The organism is Armatimonadota bacterium, from assembly GCA_017993055.1.
Taxonomy (GTDB): domain Bacteria; phylum Armatimonadota; class UBA5829; order DTJY01; family DTJY01; genus JAGONM01.
The window spans coordinates 24930-39513 of sequence record JAGONM010000011.1; the positions used below are offsets into that span (position 1 = coordinate 24930).

Genomic DNA, 14584 nt, shown 5'->3' on the forward strand with positions numbered 1-14584 from the left:
ACGACACTCGCGTACAGGTGCTCAGCGACAAGCCGGCCTCGGACAGCCGTTACGTCCTCTATTGGATGCAGGCGTCCCAGCGCGTCGAGTGCAACCACGCTCTGGAGTACGCCGTCCGCGCCGCCAACGATCTCCGCCTGCCCCTGCTCGTCTTCTTCGGCCTCGCGAAGAGCTATCCCGAGGCAAACCTCAGGCACTACTCCTTCATGCTCCAAGGACTGAAAGAGGTTGCCAGGGCTCTTGCCGATCGCGGGATCGCCTTCGTTCTCCGAAGGCAGTCCCCCGAGGTGGGCGCGGTCGAGCTCTCCCGCGACGCCGCCCTGCTCGTCGCCGACCGGGGCTACACCCGCATCCAGAGGGCATGGAGGGCCTATGCAGCCGATCGAGTCGCCTGTCCCGTGATCCAGGTCGAATCGGATGTGATCGTGCCCGCGGAGACTGCTTCCGGCAAAGAGGCCTTCGCGGCGGCGGACTTCCGGCGGAACATCGGCAAGTCCATCCCCGACTACCTCGTTCCCCTCTCGACCTCCGCGCCCGAGGTGTCTTCGCTCGCGGTTGACATCGAGTCGCTCGACGCCTCGAACCCGGACGCCTTGGTCGAGGCGATGACGCTGGACAGAAGCGTGCTTCCGGTCGAAGGGCTGAAGGGTGGGGCGTCCGAGGCTCGCCGGCTGCTGGAAGAGTTCGTCAACGAGCGGCTCGACGGGTACGATCAGAAGCGGAACGATCCCACCGTGGATTACCAGTCCCGCCTGAGCCCGTACCTCCACTTCGGGCAGGTATCCCCGCTCGAGGTTGCCCTCCGCGTACTCGACTCGGATTCACCCGGCACCGATGCTTACCTCGAGCAACTGATCGTCCGCCGGGAACTCGCGGTCAACTTCGTCCTATACAACCCGGCCTATGACTCGTGGGACGGCCTGCCTGCCTGGGCGAGGGAAACCCTCCGCGCTCATGAGCGGGATGCTCGCGAGGAGGTCTATTCCTCCGCCGAACTGGAGGGTGGGCGGACGGACGATCCGTACTGGAACGCCGCCCAGAGGCAGATGGTCCTGACCGGCAAGATGCACGGGTATATGCGTATGTACTGGGGCAAGCGGCTCATCGAATGGCACGACTCGGCCGAGGAAGCCTTCCGGGTCGCGCTCTATCTGAACAACAGGTACGAGTTCGACGGCCGCGACCCGAACGGATTTGCGGGTGTTGCCTGGTGCTTCGGCAAGCACGACCGCCCGTGGCCGGAACGAGCCTTCTTCGGCAACGTGCGCTCGATGACCGCGTCCGGGCTCAAGAGGAAGTTCGACGCCGACGCGTACGCGGCTCACTTCGCCAGCAGTCTCCCGATCGCGCCCTGAATCCACTCCTCGCTCTTCGGGAAGTCGGCGTAGCTCTTGATGTCACTCAGCATCGGGTCGTCCGGCCTGATGCCCGCCGTCTGCAGGATCGAGTAGTCCTGCAGCGATTCCGACCAAACCTCCCACCTGATCGAATCGAGAGGCTTGCCGTCGGGGCCGGGGTAGACCACGAACGGGTCGCCGGGAGGGATGCCCGGATACCACTCGTTCGTCGCGGTCTGAAACGGGTCTATCAGCTTCTCCTGCTCCATCGCATGCCAGTAGTTGTACCCCCAGTGCAGGAATCCCTTCGCGCCCAGCCGGTAGAAGAGCCAGCCGGACATGCGGACCTTCGGCAGCGGGGTGTCGAGCAGCCGCTGGAGGTAGGCCCCCCTCGGCTCGCAGCAGAAGTAGACCCAATGCGGAATCTTCTCGTCAATGTAAGGCTGGGCGGCCGAGATGATCGGGATCGGGATGTCCGTCAGGCCCTCCCGCCCGTATTCGATGCTGCTGAGCGCGTCCATGACCTTGCCCTTCATCCACGGCGCGTGCTCCCGTAGAAAGGCCCTGGCCTTCCTGTAGTTCGCGATGTGCTGGCCTTCCCCGGGCTCGTCCGACACGTGGAAGAACGACTTGTCGAGCACGCCTTCCGATTCCAGGAAGGCGTGGAACGCCGGCAGGAACTGCCTCATGAATCCGTGGAACAGCGGCCCGTGGCCGTCGGTGTCGGGCGGCCAGAGCATCACCGCCTTGCCGTCCACCCGCTTGTAGACCCGCACCGGGTTCTCCGCGCCCCAGTAGATCCAGAAGTGCGGCCACTCGAAGTATTCCGCCCCGCATTCCCTCGCCAGCTTCAGGAACTTGCTCACGTCGCTGAAGTCGAACTCGTACTTCCCCGGCTCCGGCTCGGTGACCTTCAGGAGCTGCGCCGGACGCTCGAAGGTCTCCCTGCGCATGAAGAACATCGGCACGAAGATCACGTTGGTCCCGTGCTCGACCATGTTCCGCAGGTAGTTTCGTGTGATCTCCCAGGTCTTCGGGTCTTCGTAGGTGCCGGTCTTGTACCAGTCCCACAGGCACTCCGACCTCCACCAGTGGATCACGGGGAAGTCCCTTCGCGGTTTCACTACGAACTCACTCACCGCCAGGTCGGCGGTCAAATCGGCTTTCTGCGAGCCGTCGTGGAAACTCCAGTGCACTTGCAGGGTTCGCGGGCCGGGCTTCGCATCTGCCGGGACCTTGACCGTGATCCAGAACGAGCAGTTCTCGTAAGGCTGAACCGTGCCGGAGTTCTCCGGGAACAGCGGGTCCGGAACGAAGCCCGGGATCAAGTCGCCGCCCTCCAGTTCCGAAGCGGGGGTGTTGCTCGTGACGTGGGCCATCGGCACGTATCCGACCCGCCGCACCTGCACCCGGAGGTCGTCCGCGCCGGTCACGGTGCATGTCGCCTTCAACTCCCAGGGGCGTTCGTTCCTGAGACACGCTTGGAACGACACCTGACCGTTTCGAGGTGCAGCGATGCTCAACGGCTCGGAAGATCCCGGGTCGGACTTCGGGTAGACTCGGCTCAGCGAACTCTGGAGCCAGAACATGACCTGCAGGCCCGGCTGTCCGTCGGGCTCGACGATTAGTGGCCTGCGGCTCTCCGAACCGAAAATCGGGATTGCCGTGATCAGGGCCGCCGCGACGGCCAGTGGGAGCAGGGTGGAGAGAGAGTTCATGCGCGTATGTGCCTCCTGAGATGCTCTGTTCGCATTATACACGCCGCGCGCGGTTATTTCGAGCGGGTCCGGTCACGCTGTCAGGGCGAGGCGACGAACCGGACCTATTCGTCGTCGTAGCCGAGCAGTTTGTTTAGGACTTCGTTTCGCCCGGAGACACTGAACTTGCCGATGATGTTCGTCACATGGTCCTTGACCGTAGAGCCCGAGATGAAAACCCGCTGGCCGATCTCCTTGTTGGAAAGGCCCTGGATCAGCAAGGTGCAGATCTCGACCTCGCGGGCCGAGAGCCCGGCGTCCTGCATGCGGTGGCGGAGAACTCGTCGGAAGTACTGGTGCGAGTCGAGCACCGCGGCGTAGCGGACGGTGGTGCCGAGAAGTCTCAGCCTGTGGACCGACAAGCGCCCGTGATCGTCCCCCATTTCGATGTGGCACCAGTTGCTGCCGCTCTCTATGAGCTGCCTGGCGGTCTGTTCGAGGGAACGTACCAGTTCTTCGTCATTCAGCGAGTTCTCGCTGATGAATCTCCTGAGCTCCGAGTTGCGGTCTATCATCTCGCCCGAAGGGCCGCACGTGAAGCCGGGGCGCATGACCTGGCGGAACACCTCGGCCGCCGTCGTGAGGTCGAGCCGAGACGCTCGCTGCCGGGAAGCCTGCATGTAGTGATGCCGCACCTGCCTGAGCAGGAAAGCGTCGCCTGTCGAGAACTCCTCGCCTCCTTGTGCTTTCGCCAGCGACACGTGCGTAACTTCATGGGGCGACACGTCGCACGTAACGTTGATGACGTCGCCGATTCCGCTGGCGGTCATGCGCCGACGGAGTTCGGACTGCTCCCACTCGTCGGCCGCGACTGCATCGGTGATCCGCCAGACCGAAAGCTTGAGAGCTGCGGCGCGCTCTCCCAGCGACAGAATCTCGGATGCGTCTTCGTCGTGCGACCCGAGGGCGCTCCCGTCCGACAGAGCGGTGAACCACTCAGGAGGCTCTCCGGGGGTCAAGCGGAGCACCTCCGCGCTCTTGAACGGCACCGCTCGTCCCAGGAGATTGAGTACGATTCGCCAGCTGTCCATGCTGAAGTTCTCCGAGTGTATTTCGGAGATCAGGTCGGACATCGCGTTGGCATGGCTGCTGGAAAACCGGGCCCCTTCGTCTCTGTTCGACATGATACAAATATATAGTAGAACAGCTTTCTTGTCAAGTGAAATTTTGCGGCATATCCGACCTTAGTCGGGGATGCGCCGGAGAAATCCCGTCTGAAGTACTATTGACCGGTCACGGCTCCTAACGTAAAATACAATCGTACTATGTCACAAAGGGATCGTTTGGGTGCGATCCAGACCTGGCGTGGTGATTGCGGAAGACGGCCCGAGAAACTGCCCTCTCGGGCCGTCTTCACGTCTGCCCTCTTCATACTACCTGCGAGGGTGTGCTCGCCGTGTTTCAGCGCCGCCGCACTACCCGGGAACGCGTGAGCCCCCTTTCGCGTCCCTAGTAGTGTACGCAAGCCGAATATGAGGAGCACGCCATGTACAAGTTATTGATAGCCGTCCCGCTGATCGCCCTCGCTGGGGCGATCGCTTTTCGCGGCGAGAAGACCCGCGATCCCGGCGGCGGCGACGAAGTCATCAGCATCTACAACGCCGCGCTCGATCAGGATGAGTTCGTGCGGAAGGTCCGCAGGACAGAGTCCGAGTGGATGAAGCTGCTCACTCCGGAGCAGTACCGCGTCACTCGCATGAAAGGCACCGAACCGCCGGGTACGTGCCCCGCCGGCGAGGTGAAGGAAGGAATGTACCAGTGTGTCGGATGCGGCACGGACCTCTTCAAGTATGACAGGAAGTTCGAGTCCGGCACAGGCTGGCCGAGTTTCTGGGCGCCCGTCTCGGAACTCAATGTCAGGTACGAGTCGGACACTGCCCACGGCATGGTCCGCACCGAGGTCATGTGCGCTCGGTGCGACGCCCACCTCGGTCACGTCTTCGATGACGGACCGGAGCCGACGGGCAAGCGTTTCTGCATCAACGGCGTCGCGCTCAGGCTCGCCCCGCTTCCCGAGGGGAGACTCCAGAAGGCCGCGTTCGCCACCGGCTGCTTCTGGGGCACGGAATCAGCCTTCAGGAAGCTGCTCGACAAGGGCGTCGTCTCCACAAGGGTGGGCTACACCGGCGGGACCGTCAAGGCCCCGAGCTACGAGTTGGTCTGCACAGGGCAGACGGGCCACATGGAGGCCGTCGAGGTCGTTTTCGACCCGGCGAAAGTCTCGTACGAGAAACTGCTCGGCATCTTCTGGAAGTCCCACAACCCGTACCGGTCTGACGGCCAGGGGCCGGACATCGGCTCTCAGTACCGCGCGGCGGTCTTCTATCACTCGCCCGAGCAGAAGAAGCTTGCCGAGGAGTCGAGGGCAGCCCTCCAGAAGAAGTCGGGCCGGCCGGTCGCCACGATGATCGTCGAGGCGAAAGAGTTCTACCCCGCCGAGGAGTACCATCAGCAGTATTTCGAGAAGACGGGGGCGGCCCACTCCTGCCCGGTCTACTGACGCGTTCCTTTCTTTGACATCCGGCCTCCTGGCTTGCTAGAATCTTGCTGGTGAGCGAGGAGGCTTCTCTTATGAACTTCAGGATATATGATCCGTCGAAAGACCTCGAGGCCGTTCAGCGCATCTGGCGCGAGATCGGCTGGCTGCAGGACGGTCAGGAGGAGGCTGTAGGCATCTTCCTCTCGGCTGCGAATACGACGGTCGCGGATGTCGGGGGAGAACCCGAGTGCCTCGTCGCGACTGTTCCCGGAACGATCCGCTATCTCGACGAAGATCTGCCTTTTGGCATCGTGGGCTCCGTCACCACCAGCCGCGTCGCACGCAAGCAGAGGCTCGCAAGCCGGCTGACGGCACATGCGGTTGCCGACCTTGCCGCGGGTGGAGCCTTGGTCGCCGGACTGGGGATGTTCGAGCAGGGATACTACAACAAACTCGGATTCGGCAACGGTTCCTACGAGAACTGGATCTCGTTCGATCCCGCCGATCTGCTCGTAGACGCGGTCCCGCGCGTGCCGCGGAGGTTAGGCAGTGCGGACTGGGAGGCGGTCCATGCCTGCAGGTTGTCTCGGCGGCGCGGCCACGGCTCGTGTAACTCCATGTTGCCTCAGCGGACCCAGGCGGAGATGATGGGCGGCAAGAACGATTTCGGCCTCGGCTACTTCGACGGTCCGAACGGTGAGTTGACCCATTTCTTCTGGGTCGGCCCGGAGAACGTGTCGCACGGACCGTACAACATCCGAGCCATCTGCTGGCAGCAGGGAGACCAGTTCCTCGAGCTGCTCGCGCTCATCAAGAGCCTCGGCGATCAGGTGCACCTTGTCAGTATGCAGGAACCTGCGGGCATACAGCTTCAGGACCTTCTGCGTCAGCCGCTCAAGCGCAGACATGTGAGCGGCCAGTCGAAGTTCGAGAGTTCCAGCCGCTCCGATGCCTACTGGCAGGTCCGCATCCTCGACCTCGTCGGGTGCATGCAGCGAACGCATCTCCCCTGCGGGGACATCCGGTTCAACCTTCGCCTTGAAGACCCGATCGAAAGCCTGCTCGATGCCGACGCTCCGTGGCACGGAACCGGGGGCGAGTACGTCGTCGCTCTCGGTTCGAAATCCATAGCGTATCCCGGCTCCGACGGTTCGCTGCCGGCACTGACCGCGTCGGTCGGGGCGTTCACACGAATGTGGTTCGGAGTTTGTCCCGCGTCCGGTCTTGCGATCACCGACGGGCTCTCGGGCCCGCCGCAGCTCCTTCGAGACCTGGATCGTGGCCTTCTTCTGCCCCGGCCGCACCTGGGCTGGGATATCTGATGGCGTCGCAGGAGGAACTTCCGGGATCGCCGTAGAAACCGGTCTCATAAGCTATGACATAGCGGGAGCGCCCCTGGGCAGTCGGCGGCCCATGTCGCCGAAGAGCGCTCGACCGCGAACGAACTTGGTGGTGTTTCTTCATGAGCAAGCGGAGCACGCCGATCGGGTTCATCCCCGGCGAAGTGGATTCCGGCGCCCACTGCATGTTTCTCTATCCCAGGAGAGATCATGTATTCTTCGAACGCCTTGCCGGGTATTTCCAGGCGGGCCTCGACGCCGGCGAGAAATGCCTCTGCATCTCATCCGTCGCCCCCGAAACGATGGTCGAGCGGCTGCGGGGTGCGGGCGTGGATACCGAGTACGCCGTCAGGACCGACCAGCTCTCGATCTATCACGTGAGTGAGGTCTACCTCCGCCGGCATTCCTTTGAGTTCGGTCAGGTGATGGAATTCTGGGGTGAGGCGGTCGAGGCGTCTAAATCGCGCTGGAACGGCATGCGGGTCTACGGCGACATGGAGGATGCCATGCCGGGGCGCACGCTCCGGATGAAACTGCTGGAGTACGAGTCGCGAATCAACCTGCACTCCGACCGCGTGAAGATGGCCCTGTGCGGTTACAGCGCGGATGCGGCCCCTCGGTCCTTCGTTCTCCAGATGAAGAGCGTGCATCCCTTCCACGCGAATGTCCGCAGCCTCCAGACGAATCACCGCTACATCGAGCCGGAACGTTTCCTCAGGAGCCTGTACAGGTTCCAGCGGGTCTGCAGAGTCTACCCTGCTTCCGCCGACGGCTCCCGTGAATGCCGCAAGCATCTCGAGGAGATCGCCTCGCGCACTCCCATGACCATGGGCGAGATGGACGATCTCAAACTGGCCGTCGGAGAGGCATTCGTCAACGCCCTGGAGCACGGCTCTTCCGGGCAGTTTCAGGGCCGGCCGCACATCCACGTCTCATTCTTTCCGCGTCCTGACGGCCTCACGGTCGAGGTGCGGGATCACGGGCCGGGCTTCACCCCGCCGGAGCCCGACGTCCCGTCTCTTCCTCACGAGCCTCGAAGCAACGGCTTCCATCTCATGCGCAGCCTCGTCAGCGCCGTGGATGTGGAGCGCCGCAGGGACGAGACCGTGGTCTCTCTGCACATGGACTACGCATTCCCCTTCGCTGCCTGATCCGGCGACGCCAATCCCGGTAATAGGCACAGGTAACCCCTTATTCTGTGGTCTCCGATAATGCCGAATGAAGGCGCGCCGTGAGCGAGAATCGGCCGCCGAGCAGGCATCCGAGGAGGTCCAATCATGTCTGAATGTCATTTCTGGTGGAGAGCCGGCGACGTGCAGTGGTGTGATATGGTCGGCGAGATGTGCAAGTGCTCTGGTTGGGACGAGCGCTGCGACATGAAGCGCAGGCAGAGCCGCGACGCCAAGGTCAGGCTGCTGGCGAAAGCCCGTGCCGGTCGTAACGAAGACGACGACTGACCGCCCCTAAGCCGAGCTCAGGCGCTGGTCTAGACGTTCGAGCCCCAGGGAGCAGCCTTCCAGAGAGTCCTCGACTCCCTGGGCCAGCCGCAGAAACTCGGACACGACCCTCGCGAGGGTGGGGGAGTCGCACGTCTGCCCCGCCATCGGGTGGAACATCAACTGCAGGGCGACCGGCCCGTGCGGCGGAATCGGCGGTTGATGGTAGTCGTACCCGGCGATCATTCGCGCGCCCAGCCGTTCGTAGAACCGTATGCGCCTGTGCGGGTCGCCGTAGATCGGGTGCGCTTCCGTGGTGAGGCGCTCAACCTCGAAGATGACTCCCGACAGGTCTACGCCGAGCGCCTCCGCGTCGCGCCTGAGCCATTCGACGGACGCATCGTAGAGCCTCCCGCCGAGCCCGAGCCCCCGGGTATCCGGGTCAACGCAGAGAAACCAAAGGTAGCCGAGCGACGCCGTCGGGAACAGCACGAAGACGCTGAGCCCCAGCACCTTCTCCCCGTCAAGGGCCGCAATCATATGCGTGCGACGCTCCTCGCCCGGTGATGACAGCTCTCCCACGATCTGTTCGAACGGCCGCAGCTCCTCCTTAGGGAACGAGATCTCGTAGAGCGACCGGATGCTCTCCATGATCTCCTCGGGCGCCGCAACGATCTTCTGAATCTCTATCGGCAACCTGTCCTCCTCGAATCTCCATCCGTGATAAGCACCGGCTTACTTGTTATCTCTCCTGCACGTCCGATTCCTCCTGCCGCTTCACATTCGCGATTGACACCCGCGCTTCTTGCCCGGTACAATGCAATCCATTGAAGCTGTCCGTAAGGGATGTGTCGGAGGATGAGATGGAACGAGCGCTGGTAACCGGCGGAGCGGGGTTTCTCGGTTCGCATCTCTGCGACCTGCTTCTGGAGCGCGGCTTCGCCGTCACCGCGATGGACAACCTCATCACCGGTGACACCCGGAACATCGTCCAGCATCTCGGCAGCGCGTCCTTCTCGTTCGTCAAGTACGATGTCACCGAATACCTGTACTTGAAGGATCGCGTGGACTACGTCTTCCACTTCGCGTCGCCCGCGAGCCCGATTGACTATCTGCAGTACCCGATCCAGACGCTGAAAGTCGGCTCGCTCGGCACGCACAAGACCCTCGGCTTGGCACATGCACATGGAGCGAAGTATATCCTCGCGTCCACATCCGAGGTCTACGGCGACCCGCTGGTCCATCCTCAGACCGAGGACTACTGGGGCAACGTGAACCCCGTCGGTCCGAGAGGGGTCTACGACGAGGCCAAGCGCTTCGCCGAAGCCATGACGATGGCCTATCACAATGCCCACGGCGTGGACACCAGGATAGTGCGTATCTTCAACACATACGGCCCGCGAATGAGGCGGGACGACGGCCGTCTGGTGCCGACCCTCATCGGTCAGGCGCTCAAGGGAGAACCGCTCACGGTCTACGGCGACGGCAGCCAGACGCGCAGCTTCTGCTATGTGTCCGATCTTATCGAGGGCATCTACCGCCTCGCGCTGTCGGACGAGCACCTGCCGGTCAATATCGGCAATCCTCACGAGATGACGGTTCTGCAGTTCGCCGAGACCGTCATCAGGCTTACCGGCTCGAAGAGCGAGATCGTGTTTCGACCGATGCCGACCGACGATCCGAAGCAGCGCCGCCCTGACATCGCGAAGGCCAGGGAACTGCTCGGCTGGGAGCCGAAAGTGGACCTCGAAGAGGGCCTCCGCACCACCGTAGACTGGTGCAAGACCCGGATTCAGGAGTAAGCAGCAAAATGAATGCCACCGTGTCCATCGAGCGGGTGAACCCGCCCGCGAACTCCGACAGCATCCTCGACGCCGTCCGCCGAGCCGTCTTGGCCTCGACGGAAGGCAAGCCCCTGACTCGCAAGGGCGATACGGTTCTGCTGAAGCCGAACATCTTCTGCCCGAGCCCGGCCCCGCTGACTACCGATCCGCGCGTCGTCGCCGCGATGGCAACCGTCGCGTTCGAACTCGGCGCCGGCGAAGTCCTGGTGGGCGAGGGGAGGAGCATCTCGACCGCCAAGTACCGCAAGGCAAACAACACCACGCGTCTGTGTTCCCAGGCGATTGGGATGACGCAGGCCTGCGAGGCGGCGGGCGCGAAGATGCTTTTCTTCGAGGAAGCTGAGCGCATCGAGGTCGAGGTCCCCGGCGGACTCGTGCTGAAGAAGGTCAACGTGCCGAAGATCGCGCTCGACGCCGACGTCTTCATTGACATGCCGGTGCTCAAGATTCACAGCCTGACGCTCGTCACCTTGGGCATCAAGAACCTGCACGGCGTCATCTCGGACGACGACAAGCTCTTCGGCCACAGCTATCCTGCTCTGCCCGAGAAACTCACAGACTTCCTGCGTGTCCGGAAGCCGGACCTGACGGTGATGGACGCGGTCGTCGGCCTAGAGGGCGATCACGCCGAGGAGGGCACTGCCGTGCCGATGAACCTCATCTTCGCCGGAAGGGACGTCGTGGCGGTGGATGCGGTCGCCTGCGCCGTGATCGGTTTCGACCCGATGGAGGTGGATATCAACCGCGTGGCGCACGAGCAAGCTCTAGGCACCGCGGACCTGTCATCCATCGCGGTGCTGGGCGAGAGCGTCGAGAGTGTGCGGAGGCCATTCAGGCGCCCGGACATCATTCTGGACAGAGAGCTCTTCCCCGGCCTGACCATAGTTGCCGGGGAGTACTGCCGTTCGTGCGAGTACTACATCCGCCGAGGGCTCGACAAGCTCAAGGACGCCGGCTGGTTCGACGGCTCCAACAGACTCACCATCGTCCTCGGCAAAGAGCCTGAGGTGCCCGATGATATACCCGGCAAGGTTATCATGCTGGGCGACTGCTGTCTCGGCTCGAAGTCTATCACGCGCCTGAGGAACCATCTTCTGCTCGACGGGCGGCTGCAGATGGTCTACCAGTGCCCCCCGATGCAGTTCCGAATCCGCGCGCTGGACCTGGTCGAGGACTGACGCCGGTACTGTGGTTCTGAACGAAGAGAGGGCGGAGCCGTCCGGCTCCGCCCTCTTGATTGCCGGTAGCCTGACCGTTACGGGACGATCGGTATGACGTACTGCTGGATGTCCGTCGGGTATCTCGGCCACAGCACTCTGACGTTGCACGGCTTTCCTTCCACGCTAGTGACGGTCATGCACCGCATGACGCCGGTCACGACCGCGTACTGGGTGACGGGCGGGAACACCATGCCGCCAAGCGCTGTCAGGTCAACCCGAATGCCGTTCTCGGCCCCGTCGTGCAGCAGCGATCCGTCGTCAACCCAGATGTACTGCATCCCGCCGAACCCGCCAAAGCGGACCTTGCCGGTCGTGGAGACGAGCTTGCCGACGAAGTTCAAGCCTGTCGCGGCCGAGGGCGGGCCCAGCCTCACGTCGTTGTAGACGCCCTCCTGGCACCCGAAGGCCTCGCCTCCCAGGTCTCTGCCGACCCCGATCGGCGGGTTGTGCTCCAGTATGCGTCCGACCGGGCGGAGCATCATCGTCTCGACGATCACTTCCTTGTCATGCGGCGCGGCGTTGAGCGACAGCACGCCGTCCACGTCAACCACGTCTCCGGGCGAGAATACGAGGCCGGGCCCGAGAGTTCGAACTCCGATGCCCGAACTTCCGTCCCGCTTGCCGAAGACCAGAGGATCCTCGATGAAGATCAGGTTCTCGGTTGGAAAGTATGCGGTTACGACCTTGTAACTCATGCGAACAGGATCGCCGATGCCGAACCGGGACTTGATCTGCCCGATCGTAAGAGTCGTACGGACGATGCCGAGATCGCACCAGTCGGTTTCCACGAGGTCCGCATTCCGGGCCTTCACCCTGAAGTGGTACTGGGTCTCCGGTTGGAGTTTCTGCAGAGCCCAGTTCAGTCCGGTGGTCCAACCTGAGTTCTTGCCGGTCGTCAGTTCCTCGCAGTAGTACTGAGTACCGGACGGATTGCCGTTGGCGCTCCAGTTCGCCTGGACAATCGTGGAGGTCACGGGTCCGTAAGGCGAGCCTCCGGGCAGGACCGCCAGCGTTCGTCTGACGGTCTGGGCCCATGCCGTCTCAACTGCGTCGCCGTTCCGCGCCTTGATCTTGAACGTGTACTGCGTATTCGGCGTCAGGTTCGCGGTATCCGAAGTCGTCTTGAGCCACTCATTGATGCCGCCCAGGGCATCCGGGTCGGCGTCGAAGTAGACGCCGGAGGAGCCGAGCAGCAGGTTCGGGAACATGTCCACCGCGTTCAGCACGGCTGAGGTCGCCGTGACGCTCGTCACGTTGATGCCCGTCGGGTTCGGCATCAGCGTGTACTTCTTGACCTCCGACGAGTAGCCCGTGTAGTTTGGCGTCTCATAGCTGTCCCTGGCGCGGACCTTGTATCCGTACTGAGTGTTCGCCGACAGCCCTGTGTCCGTGTAGGACGTGCCGCTCTGCTCGAGGCTGGTGCCTCCCGGATTGCCGGTGGTCTCGACGAAGTTGTATACCACAGGAGGGTTGTCAGCATCCGTCGCCGTGCTGGCAGTCATCGTGATTCGGTCTGTTCCCGCAGCGGACGGTGAGCCTCCGACCGCCCATGTCATCGGGTTCGGCGTCGGCGGTGTGCAGTCTACAAAGCTGGTCCAGACCGTCGTAGCCTGCCCGCTGTAGTCGTTCTCGTGCACTATGCCCAGCACCCAGTTGGACATGTCAACCTTGGAGTAATAGGTTACCAGAACGTTGTTCACGAAGACGTAGAACATGCCGTTAGTTTTGTCGTAGCGGATTTTGTACGTGACATACGTCGTCGCCTCGTTCTCCGGGGTCTCCGAGAAGAACCGTGCGGCGGCGGAAGGCGGCCCGGTGGGGTAGTCGTCATCCCAGTATGAGGCCCAGTACGCGCTGCCGTCGTGGTACTCGCCGTTTCCGCTTCCCTGGCACAGCCCACCCACCTCATAGTACTCACTGCCGTAGCCGATCGCCATCAACCGAATGTACTTCCCCGCACTCGGGCTGTACATCCCGAACCCGAACTGCCCCCGGTTCGCGCCGACTATCCCCTGCTGGAGCTTGACCTTGACCGCGGCCTCGAAGCTGCTGTTCAGCGTGTACGTCGTAGCCGCGCCGTCGGCCGCCCAGGCGGTGTCGGAAGTCGTGCCGGCGCACAGCAGTTGGCCGTTGTTGCTGTAGAAGGTGATGTTGGGGTCGCTGTCCCAGTAGTTCAGGCTCAGGTCCGACAACCGCAGCGTCACGCACGGTTCGGCCTCAGGGATCACGTAGGTGATCACGAGTTCGGGCCTGTTCGATCCCCATTCGCTCGTCCTGAAGTTCACGCCTCCGAGCGTGTGTCCGCCTATCGCGGTCCAGTCGAGCACCAGCCCGTAGTTCCTGCTCGGGTTGCCGTGCCAGTACTGGACTGACGGCGTAACATCCCACTCGACCCAGCGCGCGCCGTCGGTGCAGCGCTCGACGTCATCCGTCCCGTCGTTCCTGTCTGTGTTGACGCCTCGCGCGCCTGCTGCCGACCAACCGACATACGGGTTGCACGTCCGATAGACCCAGCATGCCCCGGTCTCGATTGCGCCGTCGTCGCCCCCGGTGCCCTCCTGCCAGTTCGACTTGCACCTGTAGACGCCGACGTCGAGCCAGTCATCTCCAGAAAAGTTGTAAGCCTCCCACTGGTAGAGCCTGAGAGTAGCCGACTTGATGCAGGCGCCGGACGGAATCTGGCCCGTGAGGTCGAACTTGATCAGGGCGGTTCTGTCGTGAGAGGTCCGCTTCTGCACCCAGAACTGCTCGTCGGATTCGCCGTAGTTGTAGTTCGGGTTGTACTGGTCGAGAAATGTGTCGGTGCAGCCGTAGTAACCGCTCGTACCCTGCCTCAGGGTGACGGTGACGGGTGTCGGCGCTGCAATCGCGGCGCTCAGGCTCGCGATGAGAAGTGCGAGGGCTAGGAGTGTGAGATGCGGCCCTCGAGATCGTTGCCGGCGTCTGATCGCCATGTTGGTCCCTCCTTCGTGCGGAAGAGACGGTCCGGCACGTGATTCCTGCCCAGACCGAGGAACAATCCCACTTCACTAACGATATCAAGCGAATAGCCTACTGTCAACAGGCAAATTTACCGGGTTTCGCGCGGAGGAGGTCGGAGTGCCTGCCATCGGACGGGGTATGCGTTGTAGCCGGAGGCTCTGTGCCCGTGAGATCAGAGCGCACCCGTAG

Annotated in this window: 11 protein-coding genes; 7 read left to right on the forward strand and 4 right to left on the reverse strand. The window is 62.8% G+C overall.

All coding sequences use genetic code 11. From position 1 onward, the window contains the following. Nucleotides 1-65 precede the first annotated feature (65 nt). Nucleotides 66-1355, forward strand: coding sequence for a deoxyribodipyrimidine photo-lyase (locus KBC96_06245; protein ID MBP6963988.1), 1290 nt, complete (start codon nucleotides 66-68; stop codon nucleotides 1353-1355). Here the strand turns inward: KBC96_06245 and KBC96_06250 are convergent. Then, nucleotides 1322-3055, reverse strand: coding sequence for a DUF4091 domain-containing protein (locus tag KBC96_06250; protein MBP6963989.1), 1734 nt, complete (start codon nucleotides 3053-3055; stop codon nucleotides 1322-1324). The two genes, KBC96_06245 and KBC96_06250, sit on opposite strands and share 34 nt — an antisense overlap. Before the next feature lie 104 nt (nucleotides 3056-3159). Then, nucleotides 3160-4125 (reverse strand): helix-turn-helix transcriptional regulator, encoded by a 966-nt coding sequence (locus KBC96_06255; GenBank protein ID MBP6963990.1) that lies wholly within the window; start codon nucleotides 4123-4125, stop codon nucleotides 3160-3162. Between the two features lie 455 nt (nucleotides 4126-4580). Here KBC96_06255 and KBC96_06260 point away from each other — a divergent pair, with 455 nt between their 5' ends. The 4 genes from KBC96_06260 to KBC96_06275 all read left to right on the forward strand — a co-directional run bounded on the left by KBC96_06260 (nucleotide 4581) and on the right by KBC96_06275 (nucleotide 8370). Then, the gene (locus KBC96_06260; protein ID MBP6963991.1) at nucleotides 4581-5594 is read left to right on the forward strand and encodes a bifunctional methionine sulfoxide reductase B/A protein; all 1014 of its coding nucleotides are present in this window, start codon (nucleotides 4581-4583) and stop codon (nucleotides 5592-5594) included. A 71-nt stretch (nucleotides 5595-5665) separates the two neighbouring features. Continuing rightward, entirely contained in the window at nucleotides 5666-6895 is a 1230-nt protein-coding gene (locus KBC96_06265) for a GNAT family N-acetyltransferase (GenBank protein ID MBP6963992.1), read from the forward strand. Between the two features lie 140 nt (nucleotides 6896-7035). Continuing rightward, on the forward strand, nucleotides 7036-8064 hold the full coding sequence (locus tag KBC96_06270) for a sensor histidine kinase (GenBank protein ID MBP6963993.1): 1029 nt from the start codon (nucleotides 7036-7038) through the stop codon (nucleotides 8062-8064). Between the two features lie 126 nt (nucleotides 8065-8190). After that, nucleotides 8191-8370, forward strand: coding sequence for a hypothetical protein (locus KBC96_06275; protein MBP6963994.1), 180 nt, complete (start codon nucleotides 8191-8193; stop codon nucleotides 8368-8370). Nucleotides 8371-8376: 6 nt separating this feature from the next. On the opposite strand, the gene KBC96_06280 is transcribed toward KBC96_06275, so the two are convergent. Next, nucleotides 8377-9045 carry a GNAT family N-acetyltransferase gene (locus KBC96_06280; GenBank protein MBP6963995.1) on the reverse strand — a complete coding sequence of 223 codons (669 nt, stop codon included), beginning with the start codon at nucleotides 9043-9045 and terminating at the stop codon, nucleotides 8377-8379. A gap of 167 nt (nucleotides 9046-9212) precedes the next feature. On the opposite strand from KBC96_06280, the gene KBC96_06285 reads away from it, so the two are divergent. Then, the gene (locus tag KBC96_06285; protein MBP6963996.1) at nucleotides 9213-10151 is read left to right on the forward strand and encodes an SDR family oxidoreductase; all 939 of its coding nucleotides are present in this window, start codon (nucleotides 9213-9215) and stop codon (nucleotides 10149-10151) included. A gap of 8 nt (nucleotides 10152-10159) precedes the next feature. Continuing rightward, nucleotides 10160-11371 (forward strand): DUF362 domain-containing protein, encoded by a 1212-nt coding sequence (locus KBC96_06290; protein ID MBP6963997.1) that lies wholly within the window; start codon nucleotides 10160-10162, stop codon nucleotides 11369-11371. Between the two features lie 77 nt (nucleotides 11372-11448). Here the strand turns inward: KBC96_06290 and KBC96_06295 are convergent, their stop codons facing one another. Continuing rightward, the gene (locus KBC96_06295; GenBank protein MBP6963998.1) at nucleotides 11449-14367 is read right to left on the reverse strand and encodes a DNRLRE domain-containing protein; all 2919 of its coding nucleotides are present in this window, start codon (nucleotides 14365-14367) and stop codon (nucleotides 11449-11451) included. Nucleotides 14368-14584 lie beyond the last annotated feature (217 nt).

Bases quoted from the DNA above. Each gene is read 5' to 3' on its own strand.
- KBC96_06265 (MBP6963992.1), top strand. From the start codon at position 5,666: ATGAACTTCAGGATATATGATCCGTCGAAAGACCTCGAGGCCGTTCAG.
- KBC96_06245 (MBP6963988.1), top strand. From the start codon at position 66: ATGCAGGCGTCCCAGCGCGTCGAGTGCAACCACGCTCTGGAGTACGCC.
- KBC96_06285 (MBP6963996.1), top strand. From the start codon at position 9,213: ATGGAACGAGCGCTGGTAACCGGCGGAGCGGGGTTTCTCGGTTCGCAT.
- KBC96_06270 (MBP6963993.1), top strand. From the start codon at position 7,036: ATGAGCAAGCGGAGCACGCCGATCGGGTTCATCCCCGGCGAAGTGGAT.
- KBC96_06250 (MBP6963989.1), bottom strand. From the start codon at position 3,055: ATGAACTCTCTCTCCACCCTGCTCCCACTGGCCGTCGCGGCGGCCCTG.
- KBC96_06260 (MBP6963991.1), top strand. From the start codon at position 4,581: ATGTACAAGTTATTGATAGCCGTCCCGCTGATCGCCCTCGCTGGGGCG.
- KBC96_06290 (MBP6963997.1), top strand. From the start codon at position 10,160: ATGAATGCCACCGTGTCCATCGAGCGGGTGAACCCGCCCGCGAACTCC.
- KBC96_06275 (MBP6963994.1), top strand. From the start codon at position 8,191: ATGTCTGAATGTCATTTCTGGTGGAGAGCCGGCGACGTGCAGTGGTGT.
- KBC96_06255 (MBP6963990.1), bottom strand. From the start codon at position 4,125: ATGGACAGCTGGCGAATCGTACTCAATCTCCTGGGACGAGCGGTGCCG.
- KBC96_06295 (MBP6963998.1), bottom strand. From the start codon at position 14,367: ATGGCGATCAGACGCCGGCAACGATCTCGAGGGCCGCATCTCACACTC.